The following is a 15,420-nucleotide window of genomic DNA, read 5'->3' as shown; positions in this document are numbered from 1 at the left end:
AAGGACTTAGTCCTGTGCAATACAGAATTAAATCCTTTCAATAATATTTCTTGTCCAACTTTTGGGGGTCAGTACACCAGGTAAGAAGAGTTTTTATAAGACCAACCACTGCTAAGAAGTCTGTGGTTAGTCATCTAGTCCTTAAATCATCGCGAGTTACTCCATCAAATCAGCAAAATCAGCACCGACAAAGCTAGCTAGTTGTTGGCTGTTGAGTTTGACAGAACGTCCGATCTCGCCTGCTGACACAATCATTTCCCCCATCTCGAGTGCTACTTGATCAATGTAGATAGGGTAACGGTGCTTTTGGCGGATGCCGATGGGATTGTTAGCACCATGGACGTAGCCTGTCGTTTGCTGAAGGTCTTTCTGGGGAATCATGGTCACTTTTTTATTGCCAGAGACCTGAGCCAGTTTTTTCTCAGACAGGTGGCTGGTGATAGGGACGATACCAATCAGTGGTCCAGTCTTATCACCGTTGAGGGCAAGAGTTTTAAAGATGTGCTCTCTAGGAAGGTCATCTAGCTTTCCTTCAAGAGCATTGAGCGCAAGTCCCTCGTGAGCAATACCAGCCTTATCTAATATCTGCTCTACTAGAGTCTTTTTCAACTTTTTAGCTCGGCTCATTTGTAGGTTTCCTCCAGCTTGGTCATCCATGCTCCTAGGGCGATACCTGCCAGAAATAGCAGAGCTGCGCTAGCTATTGTCCCAAAGCCTAAACCGGCATAGCTGATGGACTCAGCGCTGCGTGGGTTAGGCAGTACAATGAGGAGTGTGCTGGCTAAAACCAACCCCATGATAAAGTGGTAGACGCGAGAGTGATAGGTTTTGAGGGCGTAGTCCATGGCTTTTGAAAAGAGCACCATTGCAAGCGCACCGCCGATGGCGATAGGCAGGAAGACACCCAGTAGATCCAGTTTTTTGAAGCCTGTCAGCATAGGTGTGTAAAGCCCCATGATGAGCAGGAGGTTGGACGGACTGAGACCAGGGACGAGAATACCCAAGGCAATCAGGCTACCTGCCAGCACGAAGCCTAGGAAATTAGCAGGAATAGTACCGACCAAGTCGCTGAGGAAAAAGAGCAAGAGTCCTGAAACGACAAAAGTCACTACAAGCCAAAGCCAGTCGGCCAAATCACGTTGCCTGTTTTGTGTGCTTTCTGCCCAGAGAGTTGGAAATGTTCCGACGATGGTTCCTGTAAACGTCCAAAGAACGAGGACTTGGTAGTGTTCAAGCAGGTATTCTAAAGGGGCTGAGAAGAGGGCAATCCCCAAAATCCCACCGATACCAACAGGTAGGAAAAAGAGGACATTTGGAACAAAATCCTTTCGGATATTGGCCAAAAAGCCAATTAGACGCTCATAGAGTCCCAAGATGGAAGCCAAAACGCCACCAGAAACCCCTGGCAGAATAAAGCCTAGTGCGATGATGATGCCTTTAATTAGGCGACTAATCCAAGAAATCATAGATACTCCATTCTGTATTTTATAACTCTAATATTATAGCATAGTTTTATCAATTTCGGGCGAATGGTTTTGTTGCTAGATTTAAGACCGCTTTCAAATTTCTTGAAAATATGATATACTGGAAATAACAAATGAGTGAATGGAGGCAAGTATGGAAGAACTGAAAAAACAGGCTGGCGTCAGGGCTGCCCAATATGTCACAGATGGCATGACGGTAGGTCTCGGGACAGGCTCGACTGCCTACTATTTTGTCGAGGAGCTGGGGCGTAGGGTCAAGGAAGAGGGCTTGCAGATTGTGGGGGTGACGACCTCCAGTCGCACGACGGCTCAGGCAGAAAGCCTTGGGATTCCGCTGACCTCGATAGATGAGATTGACCGTATTGATGTGACGGTCGATGGGGCGGATGAGGTTGATCCAGACTTTAATGGCATCAAGGGTGGGGGCGGTGCCCTCCTCATGGAAAAGGTTGTCGCTGTTCCGACCCAGCACTATATCTGGGTGGTCGATGAGACCAAGCTCGTCAGCCAGCTAGGAGCTTTCAAGCTCCCTGTCGAGGTGGTTCCCTACGGTGCTGAGCGACTGCTGTGTCATTTTGCCCAAAAAGGTTACTCGCCAGGTTTTCGTGAGGCAGATGGTGAGCGCTATGTCACGGACATGGGACATTTCATCATTGACCTAGACCTCAAAGTGATTGCCGATCCTGTGGCTTTGGCGCTGGAGCTGGATACAACGGTCGGTGTCGTGGAGCACGGGCTCTTTAATGGCATGGTCGATACCGTGATTGCAGCGGGCAAGGACGGTATTAGGATTTTAGAAAAATAAGGAGGGTGTTATGCCAACATTTGATCGGATTCATCTAGTGGTGCTAGATTCAGTAGGGATTGGGGCGCAACCCGATGCCAATAACTTTGTCAATGCCGGTGTGCCAGATGGCGCGTCTGATACGCTGGGGCATATTTCCAAAACAGTGGGGCTAGATGTGCCTAACATGGCAAAAATTGGTCTGGGGAATATCCCTCGTCCACAAGCTTTGAAAACAGTCCCTGCTGAGGAAAATCCAACAGGTTATGTGACAAAACTTGAGGAAGTTTCACTCGGTAAAGATACCATGACAGGTCACTGGGAAATCATGGGGCTCAATATCACTGAGCCATTTGATACCTTCTGGGACGGCTTCCCTGAGGAAATTCTGACCAAGATTGAAGAATTTTCTGGTCGCAAGGTCATTCGTGAAACCAATAAGCCATATTCTGGAACAGCTGTCATTGATGATTTTGGACCGCGTCAGATTGAAACAGGCGAGCTGATTATCTACACGTCGGCAGACCCAGTTCTTCAAATCGCAGCGCATGAAGATGTCATTCCTTTGGAAGAACTCTACAAGATTTGTGAGTACGCGCGCTCCATTACGCTGGAGCGTCCTGCGCTGCTCGGTCGGATTATCGCCCGTCCTTATGTAGGCACTCCTGGCAACTTTACCCGTACGGCTAACCGCCATGACTATGCGGTATCGCCATTTGAAGATACTGTCTTGAACAAGCTAGCAGCCGCAGGCGTGCCGACTTATTCCGTCGGGAAAATCAACGATATTTTCAATGGTTCAGGCATCACCAATGACATGGGACACAATAAGGACAATAACCACGGTGTGGATACCTTAATAAAGACCATGGGCTTGCCTGAGTTTGAGAAAGGTTTCTCTTTTACTAACTTGGTTGACTTTGATGCGGTTTACGGTCATCGTCGCAATGCCCACGGCTACCGTGATTGCTTGCACGAATTTGATGGACGTCTACCAGAAATCATTGCTGCCATGCGAGAGAATGATTTGCTGTTGATTACAGCTGACCATGGCAATGACCCGACCTACGCTGGGACAGACCATACCCGTGAGTATATCCCACTCTTGGCGTACAGTCCTGCTTTCAAAGGCAACGGTGTCATCCCACAAGGGCATTTTGCTGACATCTCAGCCACAGTTGCTGAAAACTTTGGTGTTGATACAGCCATGATTGGCGAAAGCTTCTTGGATAAATTGGTGTAGGAGGAGAAAAATTATGGCAGATATTTTCAAACAATTAAACCAAGGGTTAAATGATTTAGGAAAACAAGCAGGTCAGTTAACAGAACAGGCAACTAAATTTGTTCAAGAAAAGGCAGAACAGTCTGAAAAGCTAAGTCAAGAAACGATGATGTCAACATTAGACTGGGCCTATCAGACAACGCTCAATGGTCTAGTTGGTGAAAAGAGTTTAGAGAATTTAGTCACTGACTATCTTTCTAAATACGATACAGAAACTGCTATTGAAAAACTAATTCAAACGCAGACAACGAAAGCAGCCGTTTCTGGTTTTTTAACAGGTTTTGGAGGTATTATTACTATTCCTGTGACCCTGCCAGCGAATATTGCAAGTGTAATTTTGTTCCAAATGCGGATGGTTGCTGCTATTGCTAGTATGCGTGGTTACGATTTGAAATCTGATCAAGTGCAAACATTTGTCTATGCAACATTAGCAGGGACTTCTGTATCCGAGATTGTCAAAAAAGGCGGTATCGTTATCGGTAACAAATTTGGCGTAGCTCTTGTCAAAAAAGTTCCTGGAACAGTTTTACGTAAAATTAATAAGGCTGTCGGTTTCCGTTTGGCAACTAAGTTTGGAACAACAGGAGTTGTTAATTTAGGGAAAATGGTTCCTGTTTTAGGAGCTGTTGTTGGTAGTGCCTTTGATATGACTTCAACGCTTACTATTGCTAATCTTGCCAAAAAAACATTTGCTGATACCGGCTTAGAAATAAGTGAGGATTTCGTACTGTCTAAGGAGGATACTCAGGTTATTGATGCGCTGTATTCGGAGAAAAACGATTTAACTATCTACCACAACCAGTCTTGTAGCAAGTCCTTAGCTGTCCTTGAGTTGCTGAGAGAGGCGGGCTACGAGCCGAGGGTGATTAATTATTTAACCGAAACACCGTCGCCAGCAGAACTCGCTAGCCTGGGCTTAAATGCCAAAGACTTGCTACGAAGGACAGACCAACTCTATACAGACTTGGAGCTGTCAGATGACTTGTCTGACCAAGAGATTTTTACTCTCTTGGCAGAGCATCCGAGTCTCATCGAGCGTCCTATTGTAGTCTACAAAGGGCAAGCCCTCATCTGTCGCCCGCCTGAACGGGTTTGGGAGTTAGTACAGAAAAAATAAAGGAGAACACACATGTCATTACTAGAAAAAATTAGAGAAACGCAAGCTTTTTTAGAAGAAAAAGGCATGATTAAGCCAGAATTTGGTCTCATCTTGGGCTCTGGTCTGGGTGAGCTGGCAGACGAAATCGAAAACAGTATCGTCCTTGAGTATGCAGACATTCCCAACTGGGGGCAGTCGCATGTCGTTGGACACGCAGGCAAGCTAGTCTACGGAGACCTAGCCGGTCGCAAGGTGTTGGCTCTTCAAGGGCGCTTTCATTTTTACGAAGGCAATCCAATGGAGCTGGTGACCTTCCCTGTCCGTGTCATGAAGGCATTGGGTTGTGAAGGTGTCTTTGTGACCAATGCAGCAGGCGGTGTCGGCTTTGGTCCGGGAACCTTGATGGCGATTTCTGACCACATCAATTTTACAGGTCAAAATCCTCTGATTGGCGAAAACTTGGACGACTTTGGGCCCCGCTTCCCTGATATGTCAGATGCTTACACCAAGGCTTGGCGGGACATTGCCCACCGAGTGGCAAAAGAGCAGGGCATTAAGCTAGATGAGGGTGTCTACTGCGGCTTTACTGGCCCTAACTACGAAACACCAGCTGAAATCCGTGCAGTCAAAGTATGGGGTGGTGATGCAGTCGGCATGTCAACCGTACCAGAAGTCATCGTAGCAGCGCACTCAGGGCTGAAAGTTCTTGGTATCTCTGCTATCACGAACCACGCAGCTGGCTTCCAAGAAGAGCTCAACCACGAAGAGGTAGTAGAAGTCACCCAGCAAATTAAGGGCAATTTCAAAGGCTTAGTCAAGGCGATCTTGGAGGAGTTGTAGGATGGATAAAAAAAAGATCTCCCTTTTTAGTGGTCTGATACAGATGCTAGTGGGTGTGTTTATATTTCTTACAAGTAATAATAAGACTTCTGGCCTCCTTTTTATGAGTTCAGGTATGATTTTTATCACTTTAGCCGCTCAAGACGGTAAGAAAAAATAAGAAAGAAAAAAGAGCATGAACCCGTTTTTGAAGTATCTTTTTGTAGGATTAGCTGGTGCGAGTTTTGTCCAAGTTCTCTTTGGGTTGTTTCAAGGGGACGTCCCTTGGCTTGCTATCTTCGTTACCTTCTTTTTCCTCAATCTAGCTTTTGAAAAAGAAAAAATTAGTCATTTGGGGACACAATATTATTAGTATATTTTTATATAAAGAAAGGAACATATTATTATGTCGATTCATATTTCAGCAAAACCAGGCGACATCGCCGATAAAATTTTACTTCCAGGAGACCCACTCCGCGCTAAATTTATTGCAGAAAACTTCCTTGAGGACGCCGTCTGCTTCAACGAAGTACGCAATATGTTTGGCTACACAGGGACTTACAAGGGGCACCGTGTCTCTGTCATGGGGACAGGGATGGGCATGCCGTCCATCTCTATTTATGCGCGTGAGCTCATTGTCGACTACGGCGTGAAAAAACTGATTCGTGTGGGAACAGCAGGATCCATCGACCCCAATGTTCATGTTCGTGAATTGGTCTTAGCTCAAGCTGCTGCAACCAACTCCAACATCATTCGCAACGATTTCCCAGAATTTGACTTCCCTCAAATCGCGGATTTTGGTCTTCTTGATAAGGCCTATCATATCGCCAAAAACATGGGGTTGACAACCCATGTGGGCTCTGTTTTGTCTTCTGATGTTTTCTATTCAAACATGCCCGAGCGCAACATGAAATTGGGTGAGCTTGGTGTTAAAGCCATCGAGATGGAAGCGGCAGCTCTTTACTATTTGGCAGCGCAGCATGGGGTAAAAGCACTTGGTATCATGACGATTTCGGACAGTCTCGTCAACCCAGATGAGGACACGACCGCCGAAGAGCGTCAAAATACGTTCACCGATATGATGGCGGTAGGATTGGAGACCTTGATTGCCGATTAAGCCCGCGTATACAGCATTTGAAGGTCTGCTTGCAACCTATGCCTATCGTCAGGCTTTGCTACTTGCAACTGACCTACCGGCAGATGCTCACTTATTATTGACGACCTTAGTGGAGCGCAGGGAGTTGAACGTTGCCTATCTTTATAGGCATTCGGGGAAAATAGCAGAGCTGTCAGAGCGATTTAGTCTCCCTCCGTTAGCCCCTACTCAAGAAGCTGAGCAACTCATCAATTACCTTTATGACCTCGAAGCCAAGGTTAAAACAGGTCAGTTGATTGACTTTGTTCGAGCAGTCAGCCCAATCATTTACAGGCTCTATCGTCGCTTGCTTTATCAGCTTATTCCAGATTTGGATAACTATATTCATAACTCAAAAAGTGACCAGTATGACAGATGGCGTTTTGAACAGATGAGTAGCAGTCCTCATCCAGCCATTCAATCTTTTATCCAGCGTAGACGAGACAGTCGGGTCATGTCCAGTAGTTTAGTTGACTTAATTATGGAAACGAACTTGCCACAGGACACAAAACAAACGGTTCAACTCTTGCGACAATTTGAAAAAAATGTTCGAAACCCTTTGGCACATTTGATTAAACCATTTGACGAAGAAGAGTTACATCGGACAACAGGTTTTTCGTCACAAGTTTTTCTTGATCACATCATCGCTCTTGCAGAAGCTTGTGACCTAACCTATGACAGGACAGTTTTTTACTTTGACCGAGCTAATTTAGCCATCTTAAAACTCATCCAGAATCAGGATTAGAATATGATAAAAGAGAACAAAAGTCAGCAGCGTTTGCTGGCTTTTGTTCTCTTTTGGTGATTGTAAAAAGTAGTCGGCATCAATAGTCGTATTTGGGAGTAATCTTTTCGGGCTGCACCTCGTCTAGGAGATACTGGATAAATTGTTCGCCCATTTTTGATAAATTGGCCTGTTCGTGTTTGATGTAAACAAGGTCGATCTCGTCCGTGCTGTCAAGCGGAATCGAGACGATATTGTCGCCGTTAAGATTGCTATTCAAAATACCAGTGGCAATAGTGTAGCCATCTAGACCAATCAGAAGATTGAATAAGGTGGCACGGTCGCTGACCACGATGGACTTTTTGTGCTCAAGCTGAGAGAGGATTTCTTCAGCAAAGTAAAAGGAGTTATGGATGCCTTGGTCATAACTGAGATAAGGGAAATCCACAAGGTCTTCTAAGGTCACCTTTTTTCGACCAGCCAAAGGGTGATGACGACTGACAAAGATATGAGGATGTGCTTTAAACAAGGGGATAACGGAAAGTCGATTGTCTTCAAGCAATTTACTCAACACATCTCGGTTATAGGTGCTCAGAAAAAGCACACCGATTTCACTGCGAAAATGTTTGACATCGTCGATAATATCCCAAGTCTTGGTCTCTCTCAGGAAAAGTTCGTACTGACTCATATCGGTCTGTTTGAGAAGAGAGACAAAGGCGTTGACCACAAAAGCATAGTGCTGGGCAGAGACACTAAAGAGCTTGCGGTGCTTATTTTTACCCTTGTAACGCTCTTCGAGCAAAACTGTTTGTTCGACGACTTGGCGGGCATAGGACAGAAACTCGACGCCATCCTTGGTCAGTTTGATGCCTTTGGAATTTCTGATAAAAACAGTAATCCCCAATTCCTTCTCGAGCTCTCTGACGGCATTAGACAGACTCGGCTGGGTGATAAAGAGTTGCTTAGCTGCCTCGTTCATTGATCCAGTCTCAACGATTTTGATGATATAATGTAATTGTTGGATACGCATAAGACTATTTTAGCATAATTTTTTGACAGCAGTGGCGTATTGAAGCCTGAAAAAGAAATTTCAGCAGTTTTCACTCTGTACATCTAATTTTCTGAGAACTTATGACAAGCTTTCTTTTTTCGCTGTCTATCATGAAATGGAGAATAAAATACTTGCCAATTGTTGTGTTTTATGGTACAATAATCAAGTTGCTTGAGCAACAAATACTCATTTTGGATGAATCGTGGACTTGTTGCCCCTGTGGTGAGTCTGCGAGTTGAAATCTGAAAGAGGAAAAAACATCAAAAGGAGAAATACTCATGGCAGTTATTTCAATGAAACAATTACTTGAGGCTGGTGTTCACTTTGGTCACCAAACTCGTCGCTGGAACCCTAAGATGGCTAAGTACATCTTCACAGAACGCAACGGCATCCACGTGATTGACTTGCAACAAACTGTGAAATTAGCAGACCAAGCTTACGAATTTATTCGTGACGCTGCAGCTAACGATGCGGTTATCCTCTTCGTTGGGACTAAAAAGCAAGCATCAGAAGCCGTTAAAGAAGAAGCTACTCGTGCCGGTCAATACTACATCAACCACCGTTGGTTGGGTGGAACTCTTACTAACTGGGAAACAATCCAAAAGCGTATCGCTCGCTTGAAAGATATCAACCGTATGGAAGAAGACGGAACTTTCGATGTTCTTCCTAAGAAAGAAGTTGCTTTGCTCAACAAACAACGTGCTCGTCTTGAGAAATTCTTGGGTGGTATCGCTGATATGCCTCGTATTCCTGACGTGATTTATGTGGTTGACCCACACAAAGAGCAAATCGCTGTGAAAGAAGCTAAAAAACTTGGTATCCCTGTTGTGGCTATGGTTGACACCAATGCTGATCCAGATGATATCGATGTGATTATCCCAGCTAACGATGATGCTATTCGTGCGGTTAAATTGATCACCGCTAAATTGGCTGACGCTGTTATTGAAGGTCGTCAGGGTGAAGATTCAGTTGCTGCTGTTGAAGCAGAGTTGGCAGCTGAGCCTGCTTCAACTGAATCAATCGAAGAATTGGTTGAAGTTGTTGAAGGTAACAACGCTTAATATCGTGAAATAACTTAAGGGGCGGGCCCAGCCCTCCCCTTTTCTTAAAAAATTGGAGGAAAAAATAATGGCAGAAATTACTGCAGCTTTGGTTAAAGAATTGCGTGAAAAATCAGGTGCTGGCGTTATGGACGCAAAAAAAGCACTTGTTGAAACTGATGGTGACATCGACAAAGCGATTGAATTGCTTCGTGAAAAAGGTATGGCAAAAGCGGCTAAAAAAGCTGATCGTGTTGCCGCTGAAGGGTTGACTGGAGTCTACGTTAACGGCAACGTTGCAGCTGTTGTTGAGGTTAACGCAGAAACTGACTTCGTTGCGAAAAATGCGCAATTTGTTGAGTTGGTTAACGAGACTGCAAAAGCTATCGCTGAACAAAAACCTGCTAACAATGAAGAAGCAATGGCAATCACTCTTTCAAATGGTGAAACTTTGGAAGCTGCTTACATCAATGCAACAGCAACCATCGGTGAGAAAATTTCCTTCCGTCGTTTTGCTTTGATTGAGAAAACTGATGACCAAGCTTTCGGCGCTTACCAACATAACGGTGGTCGTATTGGTGTTATCTCTGTTATCGAGGGTGGGGATGAGGCACTTGCTAAACAACTGTCTATGCACATCGCTGCGATGAAACCAACTGTTTTGTCTTACACTGAGTTGGATGAGCAGTTTATCAAAGACGAGTTGGCACAACTCAACCACAAAATCGAACAAGATAATGAAAGCCGTGCAATGGTTGACAAGCCTGCCTTGCCACTCTTGAAATATGGCTCAAAAGCTCAGTTGACAGACGAGATTATCGCTCAAGCAGAAGCTGACATCAAAGCCGAACTCGCTGCTGAAGGCAAGCCAGAAAAAATCTGGGACAAAATCATCCCAGGTAAGATGGACCGTTTCCTCTTGGACAATACCCAAGTGGATCAGGCCTACACACTTCTTGCCCAAGTCTACATCATGGATGACAGCAAGACAGTGGAAGCTTACCTTGATAGCGTGAACGCTAAAGCTATTACCTTTGCCCGCTTTGAGGTAGGTGAAGGCATCGAGAAAGCATCAAACGACTTTGAAGCAGAAGTTGCAGCAACCATGGCAGCTGCTCTTAAAAACTAAGATAAACGACGAAAGGCTGCGTTTTGCAGTCTTTTTTCTTCTATTTTTGCGAAAAAATCAAGTTTTTGCTATAATTGAAGATGTTATTACCTAGACTCATTCGTCTAGTTTGGAAGGAATGATAATGATGACTAAGCAACCATTTTATATTACGACCCCGATTTACTACCCATCAGGTAAACTTCATATCGGTAATGCGACAACGACTATCGCCTGCGATGTTTTGGCTCGTTACCATCGCTTGATGAACAAGGAAGTCTACTCACTAACTGGTCTTGACGAGCATGGGCAAAAAATCCAAGCCAAGGCTGAGGAGGCGGGCATCTCACCCCAAGCCTACGTTGATGGCATGGAAGTCGGTGTCAAAAAACTCTGGGAGCTTTTGGATATCTCTTACGACGGCTTTATCCGTACGACTGATTCCTATCATGAAGAAGTGGTGGCTGCTGTTTTTGAGAAATTGCTAGCGCAGGACGATATTTATTTGGGAGAATACTCAGGCTGGTACTCTGTCTCTGATGAGGAATTTTTTACAGAGAGCCAATTGGCCGAAGTTTTCCGAGATGAGACAGGTAAGGTCATAGGAGGGATTGCCCCGTCTGGTCACGAGGTGGCCTGGGTATCTGAGGAGTCTTATTTCTTCCGCCTCAGCAAGTACCAAAAGCATTTAGAAGCCTACTTTAAAGCCAATCCAGACTTTATCAGTCCAAATTCCCGTATGAATGAGATGCTGAAAAACTTTATCGAGCCTGGATTGGAAGACTTAGCAGTATCTCGGACGACGTTCAGCTGGGGGGTGACAGTCAAGTCTAATCCTAAGCACGTCGTCTATGTCTGGATTGATGCCTTACTCAACTATATCACTGCCTTAGGCTATGGTCAATCCGATACCAGTAAGTTTGAGACGTTTTGGTCTGGTCAAACGGTATTTAAATCTTGGACGGATGACAATGGTAAGACCTGGGACTTTACTGTTAGTCCTGAGGCTAACCACATGGTAGCTAAGGATATTCTCCGTTTTCATTCTATCTACTGGCCAATTATCCTGATGGCACTTGATTTGCCTTTGCCTAACCGCTTGATTGCCCACGGTTGGTTTGTCATGAAAGATGGCAAAATGTCCAAATCCAAGGGCAATGTGGTCTATCCAGAGCTGTTGGTAGACCGCTTTGGTCTTGACCCACTTCGTTACTACCTCATGCGGAGCCTTCCTGTTGGTTCTGACGGTACCTTTACTCCAGAGGATTACGTCGGTCGGATCAACTACGAGCTGGCCAACGACCTAGGAAACCTCCTCAACCGTACCGTTGCCATGGTCAACAAGTACTTTGGCGGCACCATTCCGACCTTTGTGGCAGGCGTGACGGCGTTTGATGCGGATTTGGAGGCAATGGCAGAGCAGTCTCTGACAGCCTATCATAAGTATATGGAAGCCGTTGACTACCCGCGTGCCTTAGAAGCTGTTTGGAATCTAATCGCTCGAACCAACAAGTACATAGACGAGACCGCACCGTGGGTGCTGGCAAAAGAAGAGGGAGACAAGGAGCAGTTGGCAGCAGTCATGAGCCACTTGGCAGCCAGCTTGCGCCTGGTGGCACACCTCATTCAGCCATTTATGATGGAGACGTCTGCTGCCATCTTGGCACAGCTGGGGCTACCAGCAGTGTCTAGTTTGGAAGACTTGGCCTTATCTGGCCTGCCAGCAGGATCGACTGTTGTGGAAAAGGGGACACCAATCTTCCCACGCTTGGATATGGAGGAAGAAATCGCCTATATCCAGAGCCAAATGGGTGGCAGCTCTGCCATTTCCCAAGAGGAAAAAGACTGGGCTTCAGCAGCTATCGAGCTAAAAAACAGCAAGAAAGCCATCAAGTTTGAGGACTTTGACGCCGTGGAAATCCGTGTGGCCGAGGTCAAGGCGGTTCAGAAAGTCGAGGGCTCGGACAAGCTCCTTCAATTCCGTCTGGATGCAGGCGATGGTGAGGACCGTCAGATTCTCTCTGGTATCGCCAAGTTTTACCCTAACGAGCAGGAGTTGGTCGGGAAGAAACTGCAAATCGTTGCCAACCTCAAACCGCGTAAGATGATGGGACTTCTCAGTCAAGGCATGATTCTCTCGGCTGAGCATGACGGTCATCTGACCCTCTTGACCGTTGACCCAAGCGTACCGAATGGCAGCTTGGTGGGCTAGGGTATGCACCTGCTCTTACTAGGGGATAGCCTCTTTGCTCGCCATGAGGGGAAGCAGCTACCGCATATCGACTATTCGCTCTGCCAGTATCGTCCTGACGTGGTTATTGATAACTGGGCGGTGTCTGGGGATAATTCGGCAGACTTGCTCAGTTTGCTCAGGAGGACCCTTTTGCCAGCTGCCGATCGGGTCTTTGTCTTCATCGGTGCCAATGACCTGGCCCAGCACAAGCAAGTTTTTCTGGGTGAATATGCCCAGAACCTGACGGCGATTGTTGCGGAACTGAAGAAGCAATTTTCGGCGGATCAGATTTGCCTACTCTTGCCGGCGCCTGTTGATGAGACCAAGCAGCTTTACCGCACTAATCGTCTGGTGACCTACTATGGCGATCAGGTGAGGCGAGTGGCAAGACAGGAAGGTACTGGCTTGCTGGATACGGTTGCCCTGTTTGAACAGAGTAATCTGCCTATGGCAGACCTGCTCAAGGGCAGTCTTGATGATGGTCTGCATTTTGGCAGTCAGGCTTATGACTTCTTGGCTAGAGCCATGTTAGGATTGTGATTGAAAAGGTCATCGCTAAGCGCATGCTGTCTAAAAACCCTTGCTTGAGCTAGCAGAGCGAGCTCAGTGCACTACTCTACTATATCCACAAAATCCACAAAGGTTTGTGCCTTGGAATAGTCAATAATAGTTCGTTTGTGATAATAAAACGAAGAGGTGGTGACTTTTGTACCGAGTTCTGACATTGCCTCTCATTTGCCCTGTTAAACGTTAGCAAAATAAATAAAAAAGAACAAGCAGTCCGCTGTGGCTGCTTGTTTTGATAGATGGGAAAATCATGTACACCAAAACATTTTCAACCAACACTTGGCTAGCCATCAATCTGGATAGCTTATCCGATATCACTAGCCTCGAAGATCGACTGGCCATTGATGAGGAATTAGCAGCCTACATCACCGACGAGAACGAGATGGCGCGTCTGGAATATGATAAAGACCAAGGGCGTCTGGTCTTGATTTACAATGTCATTCACCAAGAAAAAGAGGATAATAGCTATGACAGCAGTCCCATAACCTTTATCCTCAAGCCAAACCGCGTGACCACTTTGGTAACGAATAAAACGGCTTATTTGCTTGAGAGACTCAATCAGATGATGACCAAGTACCGACCTGAAACAGTCTACGATTTTCTCTTTTGGAGGTTGGTCGTCATTTCTAAAGACTATGTCAAAATTCTCGATCGCCTTGACAAGGAATTGACCCAAACCAATCATCTTATCCGTCAAAAGACGACCAAAGACCGGCTTTTGGCACTCTCTGATATCGAAATGAGCATGATTTACATTCGCTCCGATAGCAAGCAAAACCTCTTGGTTTTAGAGCAACTAACTGCGCACGGTCTAATCCGTCAGCTCAGCGATGAGGAACGGGAAAAGCTGGACGATGCCTTGATTGAGGCGCGACAGATTTTGGAAATGGCAGAGCTCAATACCTAGACCATGGGGCAGCTCTCGTCTACCTATAACAACGTCCTCAACAACCAGCTAAACGATACCATGAAGATTTTGACGGTCCTGTCGATTTTACTAGCGACTCCAGACATTATCACGGGCTTTTTCGGCATCAACGTGCCACTGTCTGATTTCTTGGTCAACAGCAAACTGGGCTGGTTGATGGTTATCGGGATAATCGTTTTAGTCTTTCTAGTCGTCTATCGGATGGTGAGAAGCATCTTAAAAGAAAAAAATTAGTTTGTGTCCTGCAACAGTCAGCAAAAAAGCCTGCTATTAGCTCAATTTTGGCTAATAGTAGGCTTTTTATGTATTATGGCTTAAACATCGGTATCCTCAATGAGATAAATCGGCTGCCTGAAGTCATCAGTTTGACGCAGGTAGGCATTATAGATGGCTGCTTTTAGTTTCTGCACATGGGATGCTTGCCATTTACGCCAATCGTCATCAGTTTGGAAACCAAAACTATACAGTTTCTGATTGGCATCGTAGGCGACCGCCTTTTTCATCAGTCCTTGAATGTCCGAAAATGAGGTAATCGTGTGCTTCTCGCCCAAGTACTGAATCGTAATTGGGGCTAAACGATCAGTCTTATCGATGCGTTTTTGGAACATGGCTTTTTTGAACGCTGCCCAATCTGGATACTCCTCTTTAAAGACGGATTTGAGAACATGCTGGTCGGTAATTCGTGGGATATGACGACCATACCACTTACTATAAACTGTTGAATGGTCAGCCAATGCCATATCACCTAGTGCCCATGACGTGTAAGGGATAAAGCCTTCTTCATAGCCTTTTTCAGCCAGAAGTTCAAAGGCAATCCGTCTGAGCATGATGTCACCAGGGGCACCCTTATCGTTAGAGAGAGCAGCATAAACTGGAGAGAAGAGGTAGCTCTGATAGTAGCCGTTGCGGTCAAACTTGTCGTTTTCTGTATAGCGACGACGACTGATGATATTCTTATCTACCAAATCTTGCCAAGTCTTCAAAGCTTCAGTTTCGTCATCGGTTAGGCGACGGATAGCATTACCGGCATGAAAATCTTGACCGTACTCATCTTTTGGATAGTGGTTACTGATGACATTGAACTAGTCCTTTGAATCGGTTACACTAAACTAGACAGAATTTATAAAGTGTTCTACACTAAAGAAAACAGGAGAACTCTATGTCTA

The 15,420-nt window shown here is 45.5% G+C and carries 16 protein-coding genes and 2 pseudogenes; 14 read left to right on the top strand and 4 right to left on the bottom strand.

What is annotated here, in order from left to right; all coding sequences use genetic code 11:
* Positions 1-156: 156 nt before the first annotated feature.
* Together ACERC8_RS08720 and ACERC8_RS08715 are read right to left on the bottom strand one after the other, a co-directional pair.
* Positions 157-627 carry an aminoacyl-tRNA deacylase gene (locus tag ACERC8_RS08720; protein ID WP_373659502.1) on the bottom strand — a complete coding sequence of 157 codons (471 nt, stop codon included), beginning with the start codon at positions 625-627 and terminating at the stop codon, positions 157-159.
* Positions 624-1,466, bottom strand: a complete 843-nt coding sequence (locus tag ACERC8_RS08715) for a DUF368 domain-containing protein (protein WP_373659501.1) — start codon at positions 1,464-1,466, stop codon at positions 624-626. The genes ACERC8_RS08720 and ACERC8_RS08715 overlap by 4 nt, the downstream gene beginning before the upstream one ends.
* A 151-nt stretch (positions 1,467-1,617) precedes the next feature.
* Here ACERC8_RS08715 and rpiA point away from each other — a divergent pair, with 151 nt between their 5' ends.
* From rpiA to ACERC8_RS08670, 9 genes and pseudogenes are all read left to right on the top strand, one after another.
* The gene (gene rpiA, locus ACERC8_RS08710) at positions 1,618-2,289 is read left to right on the top strand and encodes a ribose-5-phosphate isomerase RpiA (RefSeq protein WP_373659500.1); all 672 of its coding nucleotides are present in this window, start codon (positions 1,618-1,620) and stop codon (positions 2,287-2,289) included.
* A gap of 10 nt (positions 2,290-2,299) precedes the next feature.
* Positions 2,300-3,511: a phosphopentomutase gene (locus tag ACERC8_RS08705; protein ID WP_373659498.1), complete on the top strand. Its 1,212-nt coding sequence runs from the start codon at positions 2,300-2,302 to the stop codon at positions 3,509-3,511.
* A 13-nt stretch (positions 3,512-3,524) separates the two neighbouring features.
* Positions 3,525-4,289, top strand: a pseudogene (locus ACERC8_RS08700) (EcsC family protein); the annotation flags it as partial.
* On the top strand, positions 4,278-4,667 hold the full coding sequence (locus tag ACERC8_RS08695; protein WP_373659504.1) for an ArsC/Spx/MgsR family protein: 390 nt from the start codon (positions 4,278-4,280) through the stop codon (positions 4,665-4,667). The pseudogene ACERC8_RS08700 and the gene ACERC8_RS08695, both read left to right, overlap by 12 nt.
* 12 nt (positions 4,668-4,679) lie before the next feature.
* On the top strand, positions 4,680-5,489 hold the full coding sequence (locus tag ACERC8_RS08690) for a purine-nucleoside phosphorylase (protein WP_373659497.1): 810 nt from the start codon (positions 4,680-4,682) through the stop codon (positions 5,487-5,489).
* Between the two features lies 1 nt (position 5,490).
* A complete protein-coding gene (locus ACERC8_RS08685) occupies positions 5,491-5,649 on the top strand; it encodes a hypothetical protein (RefSeq protein ID WP_373659496.1) in 159 nt (52 codons plus the stop codon).
* Between the two features lie 15 nt (positions 5,650-5,664).
* The gene (locus ACERC8_RS08680) at positions 5,665-5,841 is read left to right on the top strand and encodes a hypothetical protein (protein ID WP_373659495.1); all 177 of its coding nucleotides are present in this window, start codon (positions 5,665-5,667) and stop codon (positions 5,839-5,841) included.
* A 33-nt stretch (positions 5,842-5,874) separates the two neighbouring features.
* Positions 5,875-6,585 (top strand): purine-nucleoside phosphorylase, encoded by a 711-nt coding sequence (gene deoD / locus ACERC8_RS08675; RefSeq protein ID WP_373659494.1) that lies wholly within the window; start codon positions 5,875-5,877, stop codon positions 6,583-6,585.
* Positions 6,575-7,348: a LytR family transcriptional regulator gene (locus ACERC8_RS08670; RefSeq protein WP_373659493.1), complete on the top strand. Its 774-nt coding sequence runs from the start codon at positions 6,575-6,577 to the stop codon at positions 7,346-7,348. The genes deoD and ACERC8_RS08670 overlap by 11 nt, the downstream gene beginning before the upstream one ends.
* Before the next feature lie 79 nt (positions 7,349-7,427).
* On the opposite strand, the gene ACERC8_RS08665 is transcribed toward ACERC8_RS08670, so the two are convergent.
* A complete protein-coding gene (locus ACERC8_RS08665) occupies positions 7,428-8,357 on the bottom strand; it encodes a LysR family transcriptional regulator (protein ID WP_373659492.1) in 930 nt (309 codons plus the stop codon).
* A gap of 299 nt (positions 8,358-8,656) precedes the next feature.
* Between ACERC8_RS08665 and rpsB the strand changes: the two genes are divergently transcribed.
* The 5 genes and pseudogenes from rpsB (at position 8,657) to ACERC8_RS08640 (ending at position 14,488) form a co-directional block, all read left to right on the top strand.
* Positions 8,657-9,439 (top strand): 30S ribosomal protein S2, encoded by a 783-nt coding sequence (rpsB, locus tag ACERC8_RS08660; protein WP_018367470.1) that lies wholly within the window; start codon positions 8,657-8,659, stop codon positions 9,437-9,439.
* Positions 9,440-9,506: 67 nt separating this feature from the next.
* Entirely contained in the window at positions 9,507-10,547 is a 1,041-nt protein-coding gene (gene tsf, locus ACERC8_RS08655) for a translation elongation factor Ts (protein ID WP_373659491.1), read from the top strand.
* Between the two features lie 127 nt (positions 10,548-10,674).
* Positions 10,675-12,738, top strand: coding sequence for a methionine--tRNA ligase (metG, locus tag ACERC8_RS08650; RefSeq protein WP_373659489.1), 2,064 nt, complete (start codon positions 10,675-10,677; stop codon positions 12,736-12,738).
* 3 nt (positions 12,739-12,741) lie between these two features.
* Positions 12,742-13,299 carry a GDSL-type esterase/lipase family protein gene (locus ACERC8_RS08645; RefSeq protein WP_373659488.1) on the top strand — a complete coding sequence of 186 codons (558 nt, stop codon included), beginning with the start codon at positions 12,742-12,744 and terminating at the stop codon, positions 13,297-13,299.
* 277 nt (positions 13,300-13,576) lie between these two features.
* A pseudogene (locus ACERC8_RS08640) lies at positions 13,577-14,488 on the top strand (magnesium transporter CorA family protein).
* Positions 14,489-14,568: 80 nt separating this feature from the next.
* Here the strand turns inward: ACERC8_RS08640 and ACERC8_RS08635 are convergent.
* Positions 14,569-15,327 carry a ZmpA/ZmpB/ZmpC family metallo-endopeptidase gene (locus ACERC8_RS08635; protein WP_373659503.1) on the bottom strand — a complete coding sequence of 253 codons (759 nt, stop codon included), beginning with the start codon at positions 15,325-15,327 and terminating at the stop codon, positions 14,569-14,571.
* Between the last annotated feature and the right edge of the window lie 93 nt (positions 15,328-15,420).

The sequence above is a fragment of the Streptococcus sp. E29BA genome, from assembly GCF_041807805.1.
Classification (GTDB): domain Bacteria; phylum Bacillota; class Bacilli; order Lactobacillales; family Streptococcaceae; genus Streptococcus; species Streptococcus entericus.
This window is presented reverse-complemented; position numbering and strand designations above follow the sequence as displayed.